Genomic DNA, 20,610 nt, shown 5'->3' on the forward strand with positions numbered 1-20,610 from the left:
CAACCGCTAGCGTCCGGTGCCAGCGTAGACGACCGCTTCCGATTCGCCGTCGAGGCCGAATGCACTGTGGATGGCCCGGGTTGCTTCGGGCACCACATCGGCGCGAACAATGATCGAGATGCGAATCTCACTGGTCGAAATCATGTCGATATTGATGCCGGCTTTGCTGAGGGCGTCGAATAGGGTCGCCGAAACACCAATGTTGGTGCGCATCCCCGAACCAACGAGCGACACCTTGCCAATCTGGTCGTCGAAGCGGATCGACTCATACCCGAGCTCGGCTTCGGCGTTGTGCAGCGCGGTGAGCACCGCGTCTGCCATCACCTGCGGCATTGTGAACGAAATGTCGGTGACGCCGTCGTTTTGGGTTTGTACGTTCTGCACGATCATGTCGATGTTGGCGCCCTGCTCGGCGACGATGCCGAACAGCTTGGCTGCCGATCCGGGCACATCGGGCACGCCGACAACGGTAATTTTTGCCTGGCTGAGGTCGTGCGCCACACCAGTGATCATTGCATTTTCCACGTTGTACTCCTCTGCCGATTCGGCGTCGTAGATGATCGTGCCGGGGTCGTTTGAAAAGGATGACCGCACCACCAGCGTCATTCCCTGCCGGCGGGCGTATTCGACGGCGCGAATGTGCACAACTTTGGCGCCCGATCCGGCCAGTTCGAGCATCTCTTCGCTCGAAATCGCATCGATTTTGTGGGCCAACGGCACCAGGCGCGGGTCGGCGGTAAAAATACCGTCGACGTCAGTGTAAATCTCGCACTTGTCCGCTCCCAGCGCGGCAGCGAGCGCCACTGCGGTGGTGTCTGAGCCGCCGCGGCCGAGGGTGGTGATGTCGCGAGTGTCGCGGTTGAATCCCTGAAAACCCGCAACGATCGCGATCGCACCCTCATCGAGCGCTTCGCGCACGCGCACCGGGGTGACGTCGACGATACGAGCGTCACCGTGGGCGGCGGTGGTGATCATGCCGGCCTGGCTGCCGGTGTACGAGCGGGCGTCGTACCCCATTGATTTGATGGCCATCGCCAGCAGCGCCATCGACACGCGTTCGCCGGTGGTGACGAGCATGTCGAACTCGCGGGGGTCGGGAATGGGGGTGATTTCGTGGGCGAGGTCGATGAGTTCGTCGGTCGTGTCGCCCATCGCCGAGACGGTGACAACTACCTCGTTCCCAGCCCGCTTGGTGTCGACAATTCGTTTTGCGACACGGCGGATGCTGTCAGCGTCGGCAACCGATGAGCCACCGTACTTCTGCACAATCAGAGCCACGTATCTCCCCTTCGTCACGGCGCACGGCATTGCGTGCCTGCAGCAATTCTAGTCGCGCTATTGGCCGATGATGCGGCGGCCCGCAGGGGTCTGCCACTCGAACACCTACACACAGCGGGCGCCGTGCAAGCCGCGTCGCTACAGCTTGCTAGCCACGAGACGGTTAGCCGGTCGAGACGATCACATCGCAACTCTTTAACTAGATTTTGCGGCTCGGCGGCATGGTTTCTGGGATGAAGCAGGGGCTCCAGACGTAAACGCTGACACTGTATCTGTTGCGATTTTCTGGGAGTACGTAACTCAGCATGATCTCGTACCCGTCGGCTGTATACAGGGTGTCGTCTTCGGTGGGATTCTCGGGGATAAACTCTTCTACGATATCGATGTCCGGCGAATGAATAATGTCTTGATAAATTTGATCAACAATGGACGCAACCGGTGCCCCCTCATCAAGTCGCACCGCGAACGACCCCGTGTATTGAACACCCTCCTGCTTGTCTTCTGAGTTCCAATAGTCGTCGGAAAGAATCGGCTTGCATTTCAGCAGAAGTCGCTCGAAGCTCTCATCCGGCCCGTCAAGTTCGTTCTTGGTCGTGTACTCCGCGGGGAAAAGTTCAGCAATCTGCCGCTGAATTTGTTGCGATCGAGCCTTCACCTCATGTGCATCCGCAACCGACGCGGTCACAACTGGAGCATGAGCACCCCCACAACCCGCGAGCAGCACCGACATTAGCGCCACCAGGAATACCAACATCACTGCCCCTCGCACCGATCGCCGCGGCGAAAGGTTCGTATAGCAATGCACAGTCTCAGTCCTCGCTCTCTTCAACGGTGACACTAATTCCCAGCCTCTCGTACGGCTGACCACGAATGCCCATACTCACAGCATCTGTGGCCGTTGTCATTGCGCAACATCAAATGGCAGCAAAGCGCATCTCGTAAACATTCCACAACTTCCGAAACGGTCCTCTAGATTTCGTGGCTGGGTGGCATGGTTTCCGGGATGAAGCAGGGGCTCCAGACATCAACGCCGACATCGTACCTGTTGCGTTTTTCTGGGAGCACGTAACTCAGCATGATCTCGTACCCGTCGGCTGTGTAGAGGGTGACGTCTTCGGTGGGATTGTCGGGGATGAGGTCTTCTACGAGTTCGATATCTGGCGAGTGGATGATGTCTTGATAGATTTGATCAACAATTTCCGCGACAGGTGCCCCCTCGTCGAGTCGCACCACAAAATACCCTGTGTACTGAACCCCTTCGTTGTTGTCTTCTGATTTCCAGTACTCATCGGAAAGAATTGGCTTGCATTTGAGAAGAGTCATTTTGAAGTTTCCATCTGGGCCCTTGAGTTCGTTCTTGGTGGTGTACTCCTTGGGGAAAAGGTCGGCGATTTGTCGCTGGATTTCCAGTGAGCGGTCTTTCATGTCGTAGGCGTCAGCGATCGGCGTGGTCGCCGCTGGAGGGCGCGCAGTGCTATCGCAGCCGGTCAGTAGAGCGACCAGCAGTGGCGCCATGAGTACCAGTTTTCTGAAACCTTGCGCGGGCCGGGGCGATGGAAGATTCGTCGGATGGGGCATGGGTTTAGTCTTTGATCTCGTCAACTGTCGCAACAATTCCCGGTCTCTCGTACGACTTACCGCGAATGCCCACACTCACAGTATCTATACTGTTCACCATTACGCGACACCAAATAGCAAGCAAGCACATCTCGCCAACAATCCACAACTGCCAAAACTACCTCTAGATTTTACGGCTCGGCGGCATGGTTTCCGGGATAAAACAAGGACTCCAGACATAAACATCAACGAGGTATTGGCCACCTTTCTTGGATAGAAAGTAACCAACGGAGACCTGATAACCATCGGTCGTATAAAGTATAGTGTCAGATGTTAAACTACCTGGTATCGATCGTCTATCAATACCAATCTTAGGCGAGTCGACGATTTCGGTATAGACTTGATCGACAATATCTTCAGCCGGCGCACCTTCATCCAACCGAACTGCGAAACCACCCGCGTACTGCACTCCCTCCCCCTCATCCTCCAAATTCCAGTAATCACTCGAAAGAATCGGCTTGCACTTGAGAAGACTTGCTTTCTGATCCTCATCATACGGCCCCGCAAGATCGTTCGCGTGTGTATACCGATCGGGGATCATATCAGCGATCGCTTGTTGAATCTCAATGGATCTTACTTTCATCTGAGACGGATCATCGACTTGCCTGGCTCGGAGCGAATCATGAGCGGAGTTCACACAACCCACGAGCAAAACTACTGCCAACAGGGGTGCAATTACGGGCAATAGAAATTTTGGAGAGGCATTTTTCACAAGCACGAAGGAGGCCCTATCATCATTCAGTCTTTAAGCTGCCGAACGGTAGCTCGAATTCCAGGCATATTAGCTTCTGAACCCTGAGCGATTCGCCTATGCCCTCCAGGCCCACCGTCTTCGTCGGGCAGTTCGAGGGTTATATTCTCAAATGCATCGCTATCGTGCGGAGTTCGTGTGAAATTGTCAAGAAAATTGATTCCATCGTTCTCATATTGTATATGTGTATAGTCTGTTCCTGGGTTTGGTATCCAATCACGGTGCAAGTATGACCCAGCCTCAGAAATCATTTTGTCAACCACCATGCCCTGCGCCTCAGCTGCCGTAAGCTTCGTTACACCGGCGCTATGCCCTTTAGCCACGGTAGTGACATCACCCGCATAGTCCTCCATCTGGATGAGTTTTTGGAACTCGAATACTTTCGCTCCGCGTTCTGCCATTTCAGCTGACGACCAATTGGCACCCTCGCCACCCCAGGTGGACCACTGTCCGTCCTTGACGGTGAACTCCAGAGCCGATTCATCAGCTCGCTCGAGCCATTCCACAATTGCCTGTGGAAAGTCGGTAATTCCGTTAGCGAAGCTTCCGAAATCTGTGTCAGTTCCGGGAGCGTAGCTAATCACAATGTCAGGATTCTTGGTGAGATCACCGTTCACGGCGATGATGCTGTCATTGGCGGGGTCGAACTTTACAGCACCGTCGCCTGCCAGCAGTCGCTCGGCAGCTCCGCGCTGGGCAAGCAGATCCTCGCGGGCGCGCTCCAATTCGAATAACCGATTCTGCTGTTCCGGTGTGTAAACCGGAACAGAGCGAGGTAGCCAGACTGTGCCGGACGGGTCTTTCGTCTGCTTGGAAGCTGCATCATCCTTAATTTGTGCGATTTCTGCATCGACCTCCTTCAGCTGCTGAGAGGCTTCATCAACAAAAGCCTGCATGTTCTGATCGTTAGCAAGTTTTCGGACTGTGAATGGAATGCCAGCTAGATTTCCGATGAGATCTGGGTAATTGTCGAGCAGCTGATCTTGCTGCGACTTGCTGAGCGACTCCCACGCCGCTCGAACGGCTGCAGGATCCCTGTTCGCCCATTGTTCAACATCACGCCGCGAGACAGGTGAGTCACTCGTTCCCGAAGCTTCAGCGTCGACAGTGCGGTCACTGCAGATTCTTACGACCGTGGCGAGGTCGCGCTTCAATGTCTGGCGAGTCTCACGTGCCGCGGCCAGGATGCGATCTACATCGGATTGCAGAATGGGAAGTGTGACACCTGCAACTATGTAGGGGTGACCACTCTGGGTCATTACGTCGTGGTCTGTGGGTGCCGAGGCACTGAGCGCATCACGAGCGTACTGGCTAATCGAAACGGTGCCAATCTCATCGATCACCAAATAGTTCGCGGTGATGCGTGCATCAGTCGCCTCCACCTCGAGCGCGATCTGCTCAACCGACTCTGCGGCGGTATTGAGCGCTTGCATGAGCCGTGTCAATGCAGACTCGGCGACGTCCGCATCGTGGGTCAGCGAGTAGAGCGCACCCCGTAACGCATCTGCGGTGTGACCCTCACTGGTGACACCCTTCATGGCTTTGTGGAGATCATCACCGGCGCCCTCGAGCTTGGCCTGCAGGTGCTTCGCTTCCTGGAACGCATCTTCAAGCGGCGCATCACTCCAACGCCGCAGATCAGCCCAAGTGGTCATGGCTGCCCCGTTCGGATCGTGTTGAAGATTTCGGCATAGTCAATATCAGCGTCGGCAAAATCGGTAGCGGCACGATGGCAAGCATCACTTGCCTCTTCAGATCGCTCGGCCAGAGTGCGGATAAATCGCTCCAGCTCAATTGTGACCGCTTCAAGATCAGTTTCGTTCCCACCAGGCATCGCCAGCGCTTCGGCTTCGCTACAACTCGCAAACCGCGCACCAGAGAGTTCGGCACCCGTATCGCCAACGACTCGGCTGGTGCCAAGAAGCTCGGCTTCAGAAATCGATAGGTCGGCCATATTCTGTCACCCTTTACGAAAAGACTGCGAACTGTGACTCAGGGGAATCTAACTACACGCGAGAGTCTCGCCGCAATATGCGGTCGAAGTTCGCTGCGTTGCAGTGCGTCAAGGTATGGCTCAAAACGGCTAGTCGCGCTATTGGCCGATGATGCGGCGGCCCGCAAAGGCTCGTCCGAGTGTAATTTCGTCGGCGTATTCGAGATCGCCACCCACCGGCAGCCCCGACGCTAACCGCGAGGTTTTCACACCCATCGACACCAGCAGCCGCGAAAGATAGCTGGCGGTGGCGTCGCCCTCGAGGTTCGGGTCGGTGGCAATAATCACCTCGGCCACCTCCCCCGATTCGAGCCGCGGCATCAGCGAGCGGATATTGAGCTGGTCGGGGCCAATACCGTCGATCGGCGAAATTGCGCCACCCAGCACGTGATAGCGCCCATTGAACTCACCGGTGCGTTCGATCGCAGCCACATCTTTTGGCTCTTCGACGACGCAAATCAAGCTCGGGTCGCGGTCGGGGTCGCCACACAGCTGACACAGTTCTGACTCGGCAACATTGCCGCACACCTGGCAGAACTTGACTCGGTCGCGCACCTGCAACAGCACGTTTGCCAGCCGCGATACATCAAAGTTTTGGGTCTGCACGATGTGAAAAGCGATGCGCTGCGCCGACTTCGGCCCCACACCGGGCAGCCGACCGAGTTCATCAATGAGATCTTGGACGATGCCCTCGTACACGACTATCGCTCCTCAGGTGGTGCTTCAAAATCATCCGGCGCATCCGCGTCGCTGGGCCCGTCGGGGGCTGCCGCCGGTCCCGCTCCGAACGGTGACGACTCGGGCAGTGCTTCTTCACCCACGAATCGGGCGCTGAGCAATTCGCGAACTACCGATTCACCGTAGCGGTCGGCCTGCGCCGGGTGTCGGTGGCGCTCCGGCTCGGGCTCGACTTCGGGTTCGGGCTCGGGTGTCGGCTCGGTCTCGCCGCCGAGTTCGGCAACCTCCCACGTGGGGGATGCCGGCGGCGGAATCACCGGCGCCTGCGGTTCGGTGGCACGTTCCATTTCGATCGCCTCGCGGGCGGCGATGACTTCGGGGATGCGTTCCTCGGCCGTCGGTTCAGCTGCCGGTTCGGCCTCCGGTTCAGCTACCGGCCCGGTCTCCTGTTCAGCTTCGGCGACAGGCTCACCCGCAGGCACAACGGCAGGCTCGGCGGGGTTCTGTGCGGGAGTCTCGGCACCAGACTCCGCCACCGGCGCCTCGGCTGCCGAGCCATCGTCTGCGGCAGCCAGGCCATCCCACCCCGAACCGGGGCCGTCTTCGGCGGCACCCGACGGGATTTCGGCCACATCCCAGGTGATCGCACCGGACCGCGTTTCTGGCGCCTGCCGTGGGGGCGCTTTTGCTGGCTGCTTCGACGCGGGTGCCGGGCTCGGGGATGCACCCTCAGCTACCGGCCGAGATCGGTCGCCCTCCGCATCATCGCGACCGGCCGCGGAGCTATCACCGGCGGGCCCGTCGTGACGGGGTGCTCCATCGGCAAGCACGCGCGGATAGATGAGCACCTCAAAACCAAATGTCTGGCTCAGCGCCGCTTTCAGGTGGTGACCCGGCGCCATCCCGCTGGCATCCTTACGTTTGAATTGCTCAAACAGGCCACGGTTGGGCACCTCTACCCGCAGCGAGTTACCCTGCCACGCCACCGGTTCAACCCGTTCGACAACGGCCCACGCCGAACGCCCCGCGGTTTCGAGCACCCGCTCGAGCACATCGGGCCAGGCATCACGCACGCGGCGCAGATCCACATCGGCGGGTGAACCGGATGCGGTCGGCTGGGTCGAGCCATCGGTCGACTCCTGTGGTGAGCTCTCGGTGGGTCGGTTTTGTTGCGGCGAGGTTTCGCCGGGTGCGGTGTCTGTCGGCGTGGCTGCAGCCGCCCAGGCCGAAGTCGCCTGCTCGGCGGCGTTCAGCTTCGGCGCCGGCTCGGCGGGCGCCGGCTTGCGCGCGGGCTCACTCGACTGCGCCGGCGCGGGCTGTGGCGGCTGCACGGCCCCACCCTGCTGTGCTGACCCACTCTGCTGCGTCGACTCAGCTTGCGGCGCGGCAGCTGCCGGCGCCGCCCCATCACCGCGCTGCTGCGGTGCGGCTGCGGGCTTGCTCGTCTCGCGGGATGCGGCCGCCACCCGGCCGCTTGATCCCGCGCCGGGCTCCAACGTCACGTCGGCATCGCCCTCGGCATCAGCAAAGCGTGCCCGCAGTGCCACCAGGATGCGCGCCACCATGAGCTCAAGCTGCAGGCGCGGCGCTGTCACCCCGACCATCTCGGTCAGCGTCACGTTCACCGCATCCGCAATTGCACTCAGCTGTGCGGGCTGGAACCGGGCCGCTGAGTCACGCAACCGATTGAGATCGGCATCCGACACACCGCGCAGCACCGAACCGGCACTATCGCCGGTGGCCTTGGCAACAATCAGATCGCGCACCCGTTCGAGCAGGTCTTCAACGAAGCGGCGCGGATCTTGACCCGACTGAATCACATCATCAATTGCGCCGTAGGCTTCGGCGGCGTCACCATCGGCGAACGCCGTGATCGTCGCATCCAGCAGCCCGGATGCGGTGAATCCGAGCAGCTGCGAAGCCATCTCGTACTGCATCTGGCTGCCCTCGGTGCCGGCGATCAGCTGGTCGAGCAGCGAAAGCGTGTCACGCGCCGAACCGCCACCCGCACGCACCACCAGCGGCAGCACGCCCGATTCGGCGGCCACATTTTCGTGCTCACAGATCTCACCGAGATAGGCGAGCATGGTCGCCGGCGCGATCAACCGGAACGGGTAGTGATGCGTTCGCGAACGGATGGTGCCGATCACTTTTTCGGGTTCGGTCGTCGCAAAAATAAACAGCACCTGCTCGGGCGGTTCCTCCACCACCTTGAGCAGCGCGTTGAACCCCTGCGAGGTCACCATGTGGGCCTCGTCGATAATAAAAATTTTGTAGCGGTCGCGGGCCGGCGCGGTTACCGCGCGTTCGCGCAATTCGCGGGCGTCATCCACACCACCGTGGCTGGCCGCGTCAATTTCGATGACGTCGAGCGATCCGCCGCCATCACGCCCAAGTTCGCGGCACGAATCACATTCGCCGCAGGGCATCGGAGTGGGGCCCTGCGCGCAGTTCAAACAGCGCGCGAGGATGCGGGCCGATGAGGTTTTACCGCAGCCGCGCGGCCCCGAAAACAGGTAGGCGTGGTTGATGCGCCCGGTTCGCAGCGCGGTCATCAGCGGTTCGGTGACCTGCTGCTGACCGATCATCTCGGCGAAATTCTCGGGCCGATACCGGCGGTAGAGAGCTGCGACCATGCCTCATATCCTAGGCGGTGCGCAGCTGAGCAGCCGCCGCCAGCCAGGCACTACTCGCCTCCCACCGTGGCAAGCGCCTGGCGAGCAATTTCGAGCTCTTCGTTGGTGGGGATCACCAGCACCCGCACCCGCGAGCGCGCCGTCGAAATCTCCCGGATCTCGTCACCGCCGGCGGCAGCATTTTTTTCAAGGTTGAGCTCAACGCCCAGCCATTCCAGCCGCTCGCAGGTGCGGCGGCGCACCTCGGCCGAGTTTTCGCCGACGCCAGCGGTCCAGACAATGACATCGCCACCACCGAGCTGCACCAGGTAGGCACCGAGATAGTGCCGCAGGCGCTGCACATATACGTCGAGCCCCACCCTGGCTCGCTCATCACCGGCCTCAACCCGCGCCACAATATCGCGCATATCGTTCGTGCCGGTCAGCCCGAGCAGCCCCGAGCGCCGATTGAGCAGCGTGTCGAGCTCATCAACCGTGTAGCCGGCCTTGCGATGCAGGTGGAACAGCACCGCGGGATCAATATTGCCCGAGCGGGTGCCCATCACGAGCCCCTCCAGCGGCGTCATCCCCATTGAGGTGTCGACCGATTTGCCACCCTCGACCGCGCAGGCCGAGGCACCGTTACCGATATGGAGCACGACGATGCGCAGCTCTGTAAGCGGCTGCCCGAGATATGCGGCAGCCTGCTCGGCAACATATTTGTGGCTCGTGCCGTGGGCACCATATTTGCGGATGCGGTATTTATCGGCCACCTCTCGATCGATGGCATAAAGACTGGTCGCATCCGGCATCGTGGTGTGGAAAGCGGTGTCAAAAACGGCCACATGCGGGGTGTCGGCAAACAGCCGTCGCGCGCTGCGGATACCGGCCAGATTGGCGGCGTTGTGGAGCGGTGCCAGCGGGATGAGCTCTTCAATATCGGTCTCGACGCGGTCATCGATGAGCGTCGGGCCAAAAAAACGGCGCGCGCCCTGCACGATGCGGTGACCGACCACCGCGGGCGGAACCTCGTCAAGCGAGGGGCCGTACTCGGCAAAACCGCGCAGCATCTGTTCAAACGCGGCGTCGTGATCGGCAACCGGAGTTTCAGTTTCGTGGCGATCATCCGCCGTGCGGTGGGTCACAATGCCCATCGACTCACCGATGCGCTCAACCTTGCCGGAAGCAAGCTTGGTTTCATCCGACATGTCGATGAGCTGATATTTCAGCGACGACGAGCCCGAGTTGACTACGAGAACAACACTCATGACCTGGGTGGCTTTCGGTTAGGGAATATCGACAGACATGCGGATGGACTTCAATTACGGCGTCTTTCAGCCTAGTTGGCGTTCACGCTCGGCTCGTAAACGGTTAACAGGGTTGGCAGGCGCCCCGGCAACGCGCCCTTACCAACCGCACCAATTGGCCTGCAGCCCATCAAAAGTCGCCACGCTCGAACCGTCATCGACGCGGACAATCTCGAGCTGGCTGCCAATAAACCCCGGCTGCAGCGGATACGAGTCGATCGAGGAGTGGTCGGGCACCCGCAGCAGCGCCAGGAACTCGGCGTTCGGCGAGCGGCACACATTGCCAATCCAGTCGTCCTCTGGCGCGGCAAGCAGCGTGGCATCGCTGGCGCTCAACCGGTAGAGCTGGGTGCGCTGCACACCGGCAGCGTTATCGACGGTCTGGAATTGCCGCACATACAGGTCGTTCGTCAGCGGCAGCAGCTGTCCCTCGGATGCCGCGGGGTCGGCAACCGCGTCGGGCACCTCGATGGGCGTGCGCTCGCCGGTGCGCAGGTTGATGCGGGTGAATTCGCTGGCGGTCTGCAGCAGCACGCTGGTTTCGTCGGCGAAAAAGCCCAGGATGGTGTCGTATTCACCAAGCGGTACCGGCACCCGTCCGCCGATCGGGTCGACGAGCGTCACCTGCCGATTCGCGGCCTGCACCAGCACCGCGCGCGTGCCCGGCACGAACGACCACTCGACCACCGCCGAGTGCGTGCCGCCCAGGTTCTCGACCTCGAACAGCTCATTGGTTTCGGCGTCGATGAGGTACAGCCGGCCATTCTCGTCGTCGTTACCGCCATCGGCCACAAAGCCGAGCGCGGTGCCCTCGAGATTGCCACGCAGGGTGCGATACCGCTGTGCCCTCGGCGCATCCGCCCGCGCCTGGAATCCGCCGGCACCAGTCGACTCGACGAGCGTGCCGCGGCCGGCAGCATCGAGCGAGACGGCGATGACCTTCGTGCCGGCCACGGCGTACTCCTGCAGCCGTGGGGCGGCCAGCAGCGTCTGCTCGGCGGCACCATCGGCGCCGATCTCGGCCTGCACCACGGTGTCGAAGCCCTTGTCGTCGCGGCGCAGCATCGTGAGTGCCGCCGGTGGTGTGGTGAACGAGGTCTTTATCTCGGTGGTGTGCCCGGTGCGCTCCCCCACCGCCGCAAAGCTCACCCGGTATTCGGTGCCGCTTGCGAGCGCCCGCGAGAACTCGACCACGACGGTGTTGTCGACGACGCTCACCTGAGCGGCAGCGGTCGGTTCGATGCGCACATCGGCTTCGGTTACCGGCGCCAGCAGCTGGTCGGTGCGGATGAGCAGGCGCTGTCGCGGGGATGTGCTGGCGGCAGCGAGGTCGATGCTGATATCGCGCAGCTGCGGCCCGCACGCCGCCGACACCGCGCCGAGCATCGCGGCCAGCAGTGCCAGCAGCGCGATCGTGACGGTGGCACGGATGCCGACGCGGGCAGCGCGGCGGTCGGCCTGGGCCTGAGCCATCTCACCCCGCACTGCCACGGTCTGCGCCGCCGCGTGCCGCTGAGCGCTATTCGAGGTAGGGCGCATCTGGCTGCTCGATCCTCTCAATCGACTCGGGCTCAACCACCACCGGTTCGGGGGCGCCATCGGCCGGCACGAAATCGCCGGTCACCCGCACCCAGCTATCAACGGGATATTCCCCAGCCCATCCCGGTAGCCGCACCGGCACACCCACCGGCTGCGCATCCACAGCACAGCAGGTGACCACAAAGCGGCTGACATAGAACACATCCGCCCGCTCGGGGTCGGCGACCACGAAGCCCTCGAGCACCGGCTGGCGATCGAGGAAGAAATCGGTGCCCTGCAGCCGCAGCAGCGCGGCCCAGTCTTTGATGGTGAGCAGGCTATCGTCGCCGCTGGCGAACACCACCTCGTCTTGCAGGGGGATGTTCGAGTTGATGCTGCGCTGCTGGGCGGTGGCGGATGAGAGGGCCGCCGGAGGCAGCGCCAGTAGCGTCGCGCCGAGGGCCGCCACCATGATCACGCCGCCGAGCTGTGCGATGAAACCCGGCGGGCGGCCGTGGTCATGGCCGTGGTCGTCATGACCGTGGTCGCGTTGCCTGGTTGCCGGTGCGATCAGGGCCGCGAGCGCGAGCACGCCGGCGATCGCCGCCAGGGCGATCTCAAACCAGACATAGCGGGGATGCACGTAGTACTCGAGCTTCCCGCGCGCGGCGAGCATCAGCACCGCAATCGTCGCGATCGTGGTGAGTACGAGGCCGCTCCACCAGCGGCGCCAGCGGCTAGACAATGAGGTTCACCCCGAATCCGAGCACGAGCGATGCCAGCACCACCACCGCCGTCACCACGATGAGCGTGCGGGCGCGGAAGGTGGTGCGCAGCAGCGCCAGCATCTTGATGTCGATCATCGCGCCGAGCACCAGGAAGGTGACGGTAGCACCGGGTAGGAAGAGCGAGCTGAGCGAGAGGATGAAGAAGGCGTCGACGGTCGAGCAAATCGACACCACGAAGGCGAGAGCCGCCAGTGCGAGCACCGACCAGATCGGGTTGGCACCGAGTTCGATGAGGAGGTTGCGCGACACCCCGGTCTGGATCGCGGCGGCGAGCGCGGCGCCGACCATGAGGGCCGGGAGCATCACCGTCATCTCGGTGGCGAACTGGTCGAGGCTGCGTCCCCAGCGCGTCGTGCGGCTCGGGGACGCGGCCTGACAGCTCGCCGCAAACCCCGGCGTGAGAAAGAGCGTCGACTCAGACTGCCTCGCGAACAGCCACCCCACGAGGTTGGCGATCACGAAACCGCCGATGATGCGGCCGAGCAGGATGCCGTCGTCGAAACCGAACGCCTGATAGGTGGTGATGATGGTGACGGGGTTGAGGATCGGCGCCGCCAACAGGAAGGTGAGCGCATCCCCCACCGAAAATCCGCGCTGCAGCAACCCGCGCGATAGCGGCACATTGCCGCACTCACACACCGGCAACAGCACGCCGAAGCAGCTAATCACCATGCGCCGCAGCCACGGGTTGCGCGGCAGGATGAGCTCGAGCACGTTCTGCGGCAGCCACACCGCGACGATGGTCGACACGATCACGCCGAGCACCACGAAGGGGAACGACTCGACGAAGACGCTGATGCCAAGGGTGATCGCATCGCGGGTGAGGGCGTCGAGGCCGGCGAAGGCGCTCTCGGGGGTGAGTAGCCGCACCGCGACGAGCGCCGTGATCAGCGCCAACACCACGGTTACGCGCGCGATCGAGAAGCGGCCAGCCATGTGAGCCGATTTTAGCCACACATTCGTAGCCGCAAACCTGAAACTACGGCAAGTCATACATCAGCGGTGGTGTTTGCTTCAGGGAAAAACGGCTCCAGGAGGAGCTATCCACCCTCCTGGAGCCGCAAAATCCCCGCGCAGAAACACGAGCCGCAGAATAACGCCGCCTACGACTGCGCCTGAATCGCGGTGATCGCCACGGTGTTGATGATGTCACTCACCAGTGCACCGCGCGACAGATCATTGATCGGCTTGTTCAGCCCCTGCAGCACCGGACCAATCGCCACCGCCCCAGCCGAGCGCTGCACCGCTTTATACGTGTTGTTTCCGGTGTTGAGATCGGGGAACACAAACACGGTGGCGCGACCGGCAACATCACTACCCGGCATCTTTTTTGCGGCAACGGCGGCGTCGGTGGCGGCGTCGTACTGCATCGGCCCCGCCACCGCGAGCTGCGGCGCGCGCTCACGCACAAGCTCGGTCGCGGTGCGCACCTTGTCGACATCAGCGCCGTGACCCGACTCACCGGTCGAATAGCTCAGCATGGCCACCCGCGGTTCGATGCGGAACTGGGTTGCGGTTTCCGCCGACGAAACCGCAATATCGGCGAGCTGTTCGGCGGTTGGGTCGGGATTCACGGCACAGTCGCCATACACGAGCACCCGGTCAGACAGCGCCATCAAAAACACGCTCGACACGATCGAAACGCCAGGCTTGGTTTTCACAATTTCAAAGCTCGGTTTGATGGTGTGCGCGGTCGTGTGCGCGGCACCCGAAACCATCCCGTCGGCATACCCGAGATGCACCATCAGCGTGCCGAAATACGACACATCCTGCACTTTTTCGCGAGCCTGCTCGACCGTGACCCCCTTGTGGACCCGCAGCCGCGCATATTCGGCAGCAAATTCATCCAGCAGCTCGGGGTCGTTCGTCGAACGCACCCGAGCCTTTGAAATATCCAGCCCCAGTTCGGATGCCCGCCGGCGTACCGCATCCTCCTCGCCGAGAATCGTGAGATCGGCAACCTCGCGTGCCAGCAGCGTGGCGGCAGCGGTGAGGATGCGGTCGTCATCTCCCTCGGGGAGCACGATGTGTTTGCGGTCGGCACGGGCCCGGTCGAGCAGCTGGTATTCAAACATCAGCGGCGTCACCGCCGTCGGCTCGGGCACATCGAGCAGGCCAACGAGCGCATCAGCATCAATGTGGGTGGTGAAGTCAACGAGCGCCGCGGCAATTTTGCGTTCGCTGCGGGTGGTGAACGCGCCGCGAGCGCCCAGGATGCGCTGCGCCGTGTCGAAGGTGCCCAGTTGGGTGCGCAAAATCGGCAGGTTCGAGTCGATGCCCTCAAGCAGACGGCGAATAACCGGAGAAAATTCGAACGGCCCGTTCACCACGATTGCCGCGAGCGTTGGGAAGGACTCGGCCCGCTGCGCCAGCAAAAGCGCCAGCAGCGTCTCGGTGCGGTCGGCGGCAACCACCACCACACCCGACTCAAAGGTGCGCTCAAGGACGTGCTCCATCCCCATGCCCGCAACCGTCACACCGAGCACTTCGCGCTCAAGCAGCGACTCGTCACCCGAGTGCAGTTCTCCCTGCACCGAGCCGATCAATTCAGTCACCGTCGGTGCCGAAAGCAGCGCGTTTTCGGGGAGCGCCCAAACCGGCACTTCGCTGCCCACCTCCGAAAGCGATTCGGCAACCGCGCTCGCCGCGGCATCCAGCGCCGCGGGCTCAACTCGGTTCACCACGCAGGCGAGCAGATCGGCATGTTCGGCAACCAGCTCGGGAACCGCGAGTGCCGCTGCCGAAGCGAGCTGTTCGGGGTTGCGTGCCGAAAGGTCGTGGCCGCGGCCCGAAATCACCAACATGACCGGGGCGCCGAGATTGGCGGCAATGCGGGCATTAATACCGAGCTCGGCGGGGTTGCCGATGTCGGTGAAGTCGCTACCAACGATCACCACGGCCTCACATTTGCGGGCGAGACGCCCATAGCGCTCAATAATTTCGGCGAGCGCGGCCGCCGTGTTTTCATGCACCGCCTCATAGGTCACCCCGGCGCACTCGGCGGTGTCGAGTTGCAGCGAGGGGTCGACGCGTTCGAGCAAAATATCGAGCAGTTCGTCATGCTCGGGTGCCTGCACGATGGGGCGAAACACCCCCACTCGCCCGACTCGCTTGGTGAGCGTTTCGAGCACGCCAAGCGCAACGGTCGATTTGCCAGAGAAACCTTCGGATGCCGTGAGGTAGATGCTGGTCGTCACGCAGTCATGGTACTGGCTGCAGGCAAACAGCTCATTGACGTTCTCATGATCTACATCGTCTCCGGCCCATGGACGGGATGCGAGAGTCGCGGCCGTCTCGATTGGCCGCAAGTGCGCGCCATGCTCTATATTCCCTAAAGACAGCAAAGTCGCTGCACGCCGCCCGCAGCAGCGGGCCCAACCAGGGGTTCAAGCCAATGAATGTCTCCACACCCAAAGTCCCACGTGTATCCGGCTCGCTGAGCCGTAACCTCGGCCTCTGGGCCGTAGTCGGCCTCGGTCTGGGATACATGACGCCGACCGTTGTATTCGACACCTTCGGTATCGTGTCGGGCATCACCGACGGTGCCGTGCCGATGGCCTACATCGTGGCGCTTGTCGTGATGATGTTCACTGCCGTGAGCTACGGCAAGATGGCCGGCGCCATCCCCAGCGCCGGTTCGGCCTACACCTACGCCCACCGCTCGATCCACCCGAACGTCGGTTTTTTTGTTGGTTGGACTTCGCTGCTCGACTATCTGCTACTGCCGATGGTGAACGCGCTGATCATCCGGCTCTATTTGGAACAGATTTTCCCGGATGTGTCGCCGGTGATCTGGGTGGTGCTCTACGTCGCCGCTGTCACCGCGGTGGTGTACATCTCGATGCGCGGCACTTCGCGCGTCAACGCGCTGCTCCTGTGTTTTTCGGTGGCTGTGATCATCGTGTTCATCGTGCTCGTATGCAACCAGCTCGTTAATGGCGAGGGCCTGGGCACCGTGTTTAGCTCGCGCCCGTTCATCCACGAGGACATGAACACCGAATCGCTGCTGATGGCAGCCACCGTGGTGTGCTTCTCGTTCATCGGCTTCGACGCCATCACCATGTACTCCGAAGAGGTGCGCAGCCCCAAGATCATGCCCCGCGCCATCCTCGTCACGGTGATCATCGGTGGCGCGATCTTCCTGATCGCCAGCTACTTCGCTCAGCTGCGCTTCCCCGACAACACCCCGTTCGGTGACTACGTTGACGACCCGCTCCCCCAGATCGGTCTGATCGTCGGTGGCGAAGTGTTCCAGACCATCTTCGTCGCGGCAGGCTTTACCGCCACCGTGGCATCCGGTCTCGCCTCGCACGCATCCGTTTCACGAATGCTGCTGGTGATGGGCCGCAACTCGGTGCTGCCCAAGCGCGTGTTTGGCTACGTCAGCCCCCGCACCCACACCCCCACCTTCAACGTCGTGCTCGTCGGTGTCGTCTCGCTGGCCGCAATGTCGTTCTCGCTTGAACTCATCTCGGCCTTCATCAACTTCGGTGCGCTGATCGCCTTCACGGCCGTGAATGCCTCGGTAATTGCCTGGTTTGCGATCCGTCAGGGTCGCCGCAAGACATTCGCCGATGTGTTCAACTACATCGTGATGCCGGCCATCGGTGTGATCATGACCGCTTTGCTGTGGCTCAACCTGCACGAAGAGGCGCTCATTGGCGGGCTCATCTGGATGGCGGCCGGCGCCATCTACCTGCTGGTACTCACCCGCGCGTTCCGCAAGCCCATCGCCAGCTTCGACGAGAACGAGCCCGTCACGGGTTTCAACAAGGTAATTGACGCAGATGGTGACATCATTACCGTTGGCCCCGGCCTCGAAGTAGAAACGATGCGACACGGATCTTCGAGCGCCAGCGACACTCCGCGCGCAGCGGATGACCAACCCAAGTCAACAAGGAACGAATAATGACCGGTTTTGCCCCCATCCCAGCTGAATTTGAAGCCGACGACAACGGTTTTTTTGGTGAGTATGGTGGTGCCGAACTACCGCCGTTCCTGGTTGAACCCATGGCCGAGGTGCGCCGCGCCTATGCTGAGGCGCGGCGCGACCCCGAGTATCTGCGCGAATATGAACAGCTGCTGAAAAAGTACGTGGGGCGTCCCTCGCCGCTGTACTTCGCCGAAAACCTCACCCGGTCGCTCGGCGGCGCCAAGGTGTATCTCAAGCGTGAAGATCTCAACCACACCGGTTCGCACAAGATCAACCACTGCCTCGGCGAGGCACTGCTCGCCAAGCGCATGGGCAAAACCACGCTCATCGCCGAAACCGGTGCCGGTCAGCACGGTGTGGCCCTCGCCACCGCGGCGGCGCTGCTGGGCCTGAAGTGTGAAATTCACATGGGCTCAATCGATGTCGCCAAGCAGCACTCCAATGTGGTGCGGATGCAGCTGCTGGGCGCCAAGGTCGTCACCGTCGATGAGGGCGGCCGGTCGCTGAAAGAGGCCGTCGACTCGGCCTTCACCGTGTACGCCGAAAACTACGACGAGTACTTTTTCGCGATCGGTTCGGTGGTGGGGCCCGACCCGTTCCCCTCGATGGTGCGCGACTTCCAGTCGGTGGTCGGCCGTGAGGCACGCGAGCAGATCCTCGAGGCCGAGGGTCGGCTGCCGGATGCGCTGGTCGCCGCGGTCGGCGGCGGCTCGAACGCGATGGGCTTGTTCACCGAGTTCCTCGCTGACGAATCGGTGAAAATCTACGGCGTCGAGCCAGCCGGTGAGGGGCTGCACACCCAGCGCCACGCGGCAACCATGTCGCTCGGTGAACCGGGCACGCTGCACGGTATGCGCACGGTGGTGCTGCAAGATGCCGAGGGTGCGCCGGCACCGGTGCACTCGATTGCATCAGGCCTCGACTACCCCGGCGTTGGCCCACAGCACGCCTACCTGCGCTCGATTGGCCGGGTGGAATATGTGGCGGCCGACGACGCCCAAACCATCGCCGCTTTTCAGCGCCTCGCGCGTACCGAGGGCATCCTGCCCGCGCTCGAATCGTCACACGCACTCGCCTGGGTCAATGAGCTCGCGCCCAAGCTGCCACAGGATGCAATCATCGTCGCCAACCTTTCGGGCCGCGGTGACAAGGACGTCGATTTTGTGGCGTCGTGGATTGAAGAACACAGCGCCTAGCGCGCTTCGCGGCAACGCGCGCGCTCGGGTACACTGAAAGACGGCCCCTCACGTGGCGCCATCCAGGCCAACTCCCCCAGGTCGGAAACGAAGCAAGGGTAACCGGGCTCTGGCGGGTGCGTGAGGGGTCTTTTTATACCTCGCGACCGCACACTAGCGGGCCCTGCAGCCCTGTACAGCTCTCGCCGGGGGTCTAACCCTGGCTCCGCGCGGCTAGTCGACTTCGCGTTCGATCGTCGTATTGGCGCCCAGACGCTCAATCGGGGTGTGTTCGTTACGTCCCCGCATCCGCCGATTTCGCAGCCCGGTGAGGTGATCGATTTTTGTGTCGTAGCCCTGCACATCCGCGATTTCAGAACTCGTTTCACGCTCATACTCGTGCCGCTTGTCGGTGTTGCGGTAGCGCATGTATACGGTCGTGTAAAAAAACACCGCTGCTGCCGGCCCAATCGCCAGCAGATAGAACACATCGCTGTCGCTATCGCTCGAGTCGGCGAGCACCGCGGCGGCGTTCATCAGCACTGGGTATGCCTCAAGCCACATCATGTCATCACCACGAACCAGATCGCGGCGCAGCTGAGCGCAAGACCAACCACACCGATAATTCCCGATATCGCCAGCAGTTTCGCTTTGCGCACCGGCACCGAACCCATGGTCTCTCCCGTGCGACCGTTCACCGCAACATAGTGCTTCAAGCCGGTCCGCTCCTCGTAGTAGCTGTACAGCCACACCGGCAGATAGAGCGAAACCCAGCGCGTTCCGCGCACTCGCAGCCGTTCAAACTGCCAGCGCACGCCACGGTCGTACGAGCGAATCAGCTCATTCGCGCGCGCCCGGCCGATCGACAGCACGCGCTCATACGCATCCCGGGAAATTCCGTCCAGGTTTACGTCGCGCTTTTCGGAAGTAAAACCGCGCAGATAGTTGGCGTTATAGGTCACCGCGTTCTTGGTATCGAACGGCAGGATGGTGTTGATGATGTTGTTCGTGTTGCGCGAGGGGTCGATATTGGCACGGTCGGCCGAAGACTCGATGGTCACATCGTCCACATAGAGGTTGAAGTCGCGGCCGAGGCGGTAGCGGTCGGCGTCATAGCGGGTTTCCCAATCGTCCCCGACTTTCACCTGATATTTGCGGGTCTGAATTTCACCCTCGCCCTCTACCGTGACGCGGGCGTTCGCATCCATCGTCAAATAGGGCAGATACACACCCACCACTTCTTCAGGTGCGAACTGCCGGGTAAATTGCGGATGCGCAAAGAAGCGACGCTTTTTCACGAACTCGGTAATGCGGGCAATTGCGTCTTGGCGGGTGATTGAAAACGGCAGGATGCCGTCGGGCACCGCACCATTGGGCAGCTGCGCATTAATGGTCAGCGTGTTGCGGCACCAGTGGCAGCGAGCGTGCAGTGCTTCTTGCGTGTTGACAATCACCTCGGCGCCGCAGGCCTGGCATTTCAGCGTCAACACGTCTTCGGTTGATTCGTGAATGTTCGAGGCACCCGAGGCGATCACCGTGCCGCGCAGCTCGCTGACAGGGGTGTCGAGGCCAAAGCTCTGCTCCATCGAGCCCTCATGCCATTCGTGTCGGCAATAGTGGCAAATGAGCTTGCCGGTGGCAGCGCGCATCGATATTTCAGTGGAGCCACAGCGCGGGCACCGGCTGATGCCCTGCGCTTTATCGGACGAGGTGTCGATGTATTTCACCTCGCCGCCCTCTACAAACGGCGACGGTTGAGGACCTGCCTTCTGAGTGTCGGGCCCGCCTTGCGGCGGGATCCCGCCCGCGGCCTCGGGTACGCCATACGGCGGTAAAGGCTGGTTGCCGTACGGCTGCTGTGACCCCTGATTATTGGTCACCCCACCACGTTCAAACTGTTCCTGCGCGAAGCGGCGTATGTAGCGTCCCAGTTCATTTGCTCCGGGAAACATGGCCG

17 protein-coding genes and 1 other RNA gene are annotated in these 20,610 nt (G+C 61.7%); 3 read left to right on the forward strand and 15 right to left on the reverse strand.

All coding sequences use genetic code 11. From position 1 onward, the window contains the following. Window positions 1–6: 6 nt before the first annotated feature. The 13 genes from JMV54_RS08575 to pta all read right to left on the reverse strand — a co-directional run bounded on the left by JMV54_RS08575 (window position 7) and on the right by pta (window position 15,742). The gene (locus JMV54_RS08575; RefSeq protein WP_201518499.1) at window positions 7–1,278 is read right to left on the reverse strand and encodes an aspartate kinase; all 1,272 of its coding nucleotides are present in this window, start codon (window positions 1,276–1,278) and stop codon (window positions 7–9) included. A gap of 199 nt (window positions 1,279–1,477) precedes the next feature. After that, window positions 1,478–2,035 carry a hypothetical protein gene (locus JMV54_RS08580; RefSeq protein WP_201518500.1) on the reverse strand — a complete coding sequence of 186 codons (558 nt, stop codon included), beginning with the start codon at window positions 2,033–2,035 and terminating at the stop codon, window positions 1,478–1,480. A 212-nt stretch (window positions 2,036–2,247) separates the two neighbouring features. After that, the gene (locus JMV54_RS08585; RefSeq protein ID WP_201518501.1) at window positions 2,248–2,793 is read right to left on the reverse strand and encodes a hypothetical protein; all 546 of its coding nucleotides are present in this window, start codon (window positions 2,791–2,793) and stop codon (window positions 2,248–2,250) included. A gap of 226 nt (window positions 2,794–3,019) precedes the next feature. Continuing rightward, entirely contained in the window at window positions 3,020–3,613 is a 594-nt protein-coding gene (locus JMV54_RS08590) for a hypothetical protein (RefSeq protein ID WP_201518502.1), read from the reverse strand. Between the two features lie 20 nt (window positions 3,614–3,633). Then, complete coding sequence (locus tag JMV54_RS08595; protein ID WP_201518503.1) at window positions 3,634–5,184, reverse strand: hypothetical protein; 1,551 nt, start codon at window positions 5,182–5,184, stop codon at window positions 3,634–3,636. Window positions 5,185–5,297: 113 nt separating this feature from the next. After that, window positions 5,298–5,600, reverse strand: coding sequence for a hypothetical protein (locus tag JMV54_RS08600; RefSeq protein ID WP_201518504.1), 303 nt, complete (start codon window positions 5,598–5,600; stop codon window positions 5,298–5,300). 138 nt (window positions 5,601–5,738) lie between these two features. Further along, the gene (recR, locus tag JMV54_RS08605) at window positions 5,739–6,338 is read right to left on the reverse strand and encodes a recombination mediator RecR (RefSeq protein ID WP_201518505.1); all 600 of its coding nucleotides are present in this window, start codon (window positions 6,336–6,338) and stop codon (window positions 5,739–5,741) included. Window positions 6,339–6,340: 2 nt separating this feature from the next. Further along, window positions 6,341–8,953, reverse strand: coding sequence for a DNA polymerase III subunit gamma and tau (locus tag JMV54_RS08610; RefSeq protein ID WP_201518506.1), 2,613 nt, complete (start codon window positions 8,951–8,953; stop codon window positions 6,341–6,343). Window positions 8,954–9,003: 50 nt separating this feature from the next. Then, complete coding sequence (locus JMV54_RS08615) at window positions 9,004–10,200, reverse strand: acetate/propionate family kinase (RefSeq protein WP_201518507.1); 1,197 nt, start codon at window positions 10,198–10,200, stop codon at window positions 9,004–9,006. 138 nt (window positions 10,201–10,338) lie between these two features. Continuing rightward, on the reverse strand, window positions 10,339–11,712 hold the full coding sequence (locus tag JMV54_RS08620; protein ID WP_201518508.1) for a hypothetical protein: 1,374 nt from the start codon (window positions 11,710–11,712) through the stop codon (window positions 10,339–10,341). 46 nt (window positions 11,713–11,758) lie between these two features. Continuing rightward, the gene (locus JMV54_RS08625; protein ID WP_201518509.1) at window positions 11,759–12,502 is read right to left on the reverse strand and encodes a TIGR03943 family putative permease subunit; all 744 of its coding nucleotides are present in this window, start codon (window positions 12,500–12,502) and stop codon (window positions 11,759–11,761) included. Continuing rightward, window positions 12,495–13,481 (reverse strand): permease, encoded by a 987-nt coding sequence (locus JMV54_RS08630; RefSeq protein WP_201518510.1) that lies wholly within the window; start codon window positions 13,479–13,481, stop codon window positions 12,495–12,497. Before JMV54_RS08630 ends, JMV54_RS08625 begins: the two co-directional genes overlap by 8 nt. Before the next feature lie 167 nt (window positions 13,482–13,648). Continuing rightward, window positions 13,649–15,742: a phosphate acetyltransferase gene (pta, locus tag JMV54_RS08635; protein WP_201518511.1), complete on the reverse strand. Its 2,094-nt coding sequence runs from the start codon at window positions 15,740–15,742 to the stop codon at window positions 13,649–13,651. 197 nt (window positions 15,743–15,939) lie between these two features. On the opposite strand from pta, the gene JMV54_RS08640 reads away from it, so the two are divergent. The 3 genes from JMV54_RS08640 (at window position 15,940) to ffs (ending at window position 18,810) form a co-directional block, all read left to right on the forward strand. Further along, window positions 15,940–17,454, forward strand: coding sequence for an APC family permease (locus JMV54_RS08640; RefSeq protein WP_201518512.1), 1,515 nt, complete (start codon window positions 15,940–15,942; stop codon window positions 17,452–17,454). After that, the gene (trpB, locus tag JMV54_RS08645) at window positions 17,454–18,674 is read left to right on the forward strand and encodes a tryptophan synthase subunit beta (RefSeq protein ID WP_201518513.1); all 1,221 of its coding nucleotides are present in this window, start codon (window positions 17,454–17,456) and stop codon (window positions 18,672–18,674) included. The genes JMV54_RS08640 and trpB overlap by 1 nt, the downstream gene beginning before the upstream one ends. Before the next feature lie 39 nt (window positions 18,675–18,713). Next, window positions 18,714–18,810: signal recognition particle sRNA small type (gene ffs, locus JMV54_RS08650), an RNA gene on the forward strand. Between the two features lie 77 nt (window positions 18,811–18,887). On the opposite strand, the gene JMV54_RS08655 is transcribed toward ffs, so the two are convergent. Both JMV54_RS08655 and JMV54_RS08660 read right to left on the reverse strand, forming a co-directional pair. Beyond that, complete coding sequence (locus JMV54_RS08655; protein ID WP_201518514.1) at window positions 18,888–19,220, reverse strand: hypothetical protein; 333 nt, start codon at window positions 19,218–19,220, stop codon at window positions 18,888–18,890. Further along, window positions 19,217–20,605 (reverse strand): TFIIB-type zinc ribbon-containing protein, encoded by a 1,389-nt coding sequence (locus tag JMV54_RS08660; RefSeq protein ID WP_230972884.1) that lies wholly within the window; start codon window positions 20,603–20,605, stop codon window positions 19,217–19,219. The genes JMV54_RS08655 and JMV54_RS08660 overlap by 4 nt, the downstream gene beginning before the upstream one ends. Between the last annotated feature and the right edge of the window lie 5 nt (window positions 20,606–20,610).

Origin of the sequence: Gulosibacter hominis (assembly GCF_904842695.1) — a bacterium.
Lineage (GTDB): Bacteria > Actinomycetota > Actinomycetes > Actinomycetales > Microbacteriaceae > Gulosibacter > Gulosibacter hominis.

What these genes read in the sequence shown, in the direction of transcription:
- JMV54_RS08600 (WP_201518504.1), bottom strand. Translation starts at nt 5,600, where the DNA reads ATGGCCGACCTATCGATTTCTGAAGCCGAGCTTCTTGGCACCAGCCGA.
- JMV54_RS08620 (WP_201518508.1), bottom strand. Translation starts at nt 11,712, where the DNA reads ATGGCTCAGGCCCAGGCCGACCGCCGCGCTGCCCGCGTCGGCATCCGT.
- JMV54_RS08660 (WP_230972884.1), bottom strand. Translation starts at nt 20,605, where the DNA reads ATGTTTCCCGGAGCAAATGAACTGGGACGCTACATACGCCGCTTCGCG.
- JMV54_RS08615 (WP_201518507.1), bottom strand. Translation starts at nt 10,200, where the DNA reads ATGAGTGTTGTTCTCGTAGTCAACTCGGGCTCGTCGTCGCTGAAATAT.
- JMV54_RS08630 (WP_201518510.1), bottom strand. Translation starts at nt 13,481, where the DNA reads ATGGCTGGCCGCTTCTCGATCGCGCGCGTAACCGTGGTGTTGGCGCTG.
- JMV54_RS08585 (WP_201518501.1), bottom strand. Translation starts at nt 2,793, where the DNA reads ATGGCGCCACTGCTGGTCGCTCTACTGACCGGCTGCGATAGCACTGCG.
- JMV54_RS08595 (WP_201518503.1), bottom strand. Translation starts at nt 5,184, where the DNA reads ATGAAGGGTGTCACCAGTGAGGGTCACACCGCAGATGCGTTACGGGGT.
- JMV54_RS08655 (WP_201518514.1), bottom strand. Translation starts at nt 19,220, where the DNA reads ATGATGTGGCTTGAGGCATACCCAGTGCTGATGAACGCCGCCGCGGTG.
- JMV54_RS08640 (WP_201518512.1), top strand. Translation starts at nt 15,940, where the DNA reads ATGAATGTCTCCACACCCAAAGTCCCACGTGTATCCGGCTCGCTGAGC.
- trpB (WP_201518513.1), top strand. Translation starts at nt 17,454, where the DNA reads ATGACCGGTTTTGCCCCCATCCCAGCTGAATTTGAAGCCGACGACAAC.
- JMV54_RS08610 (WP_201518506.1), bottom strand. Translation starts at nt 8,953, where the DNA reads ATGGTCGCAGCTCTCTACCGCCGGTATCGGCCCGAGAATTTCGCCGAG.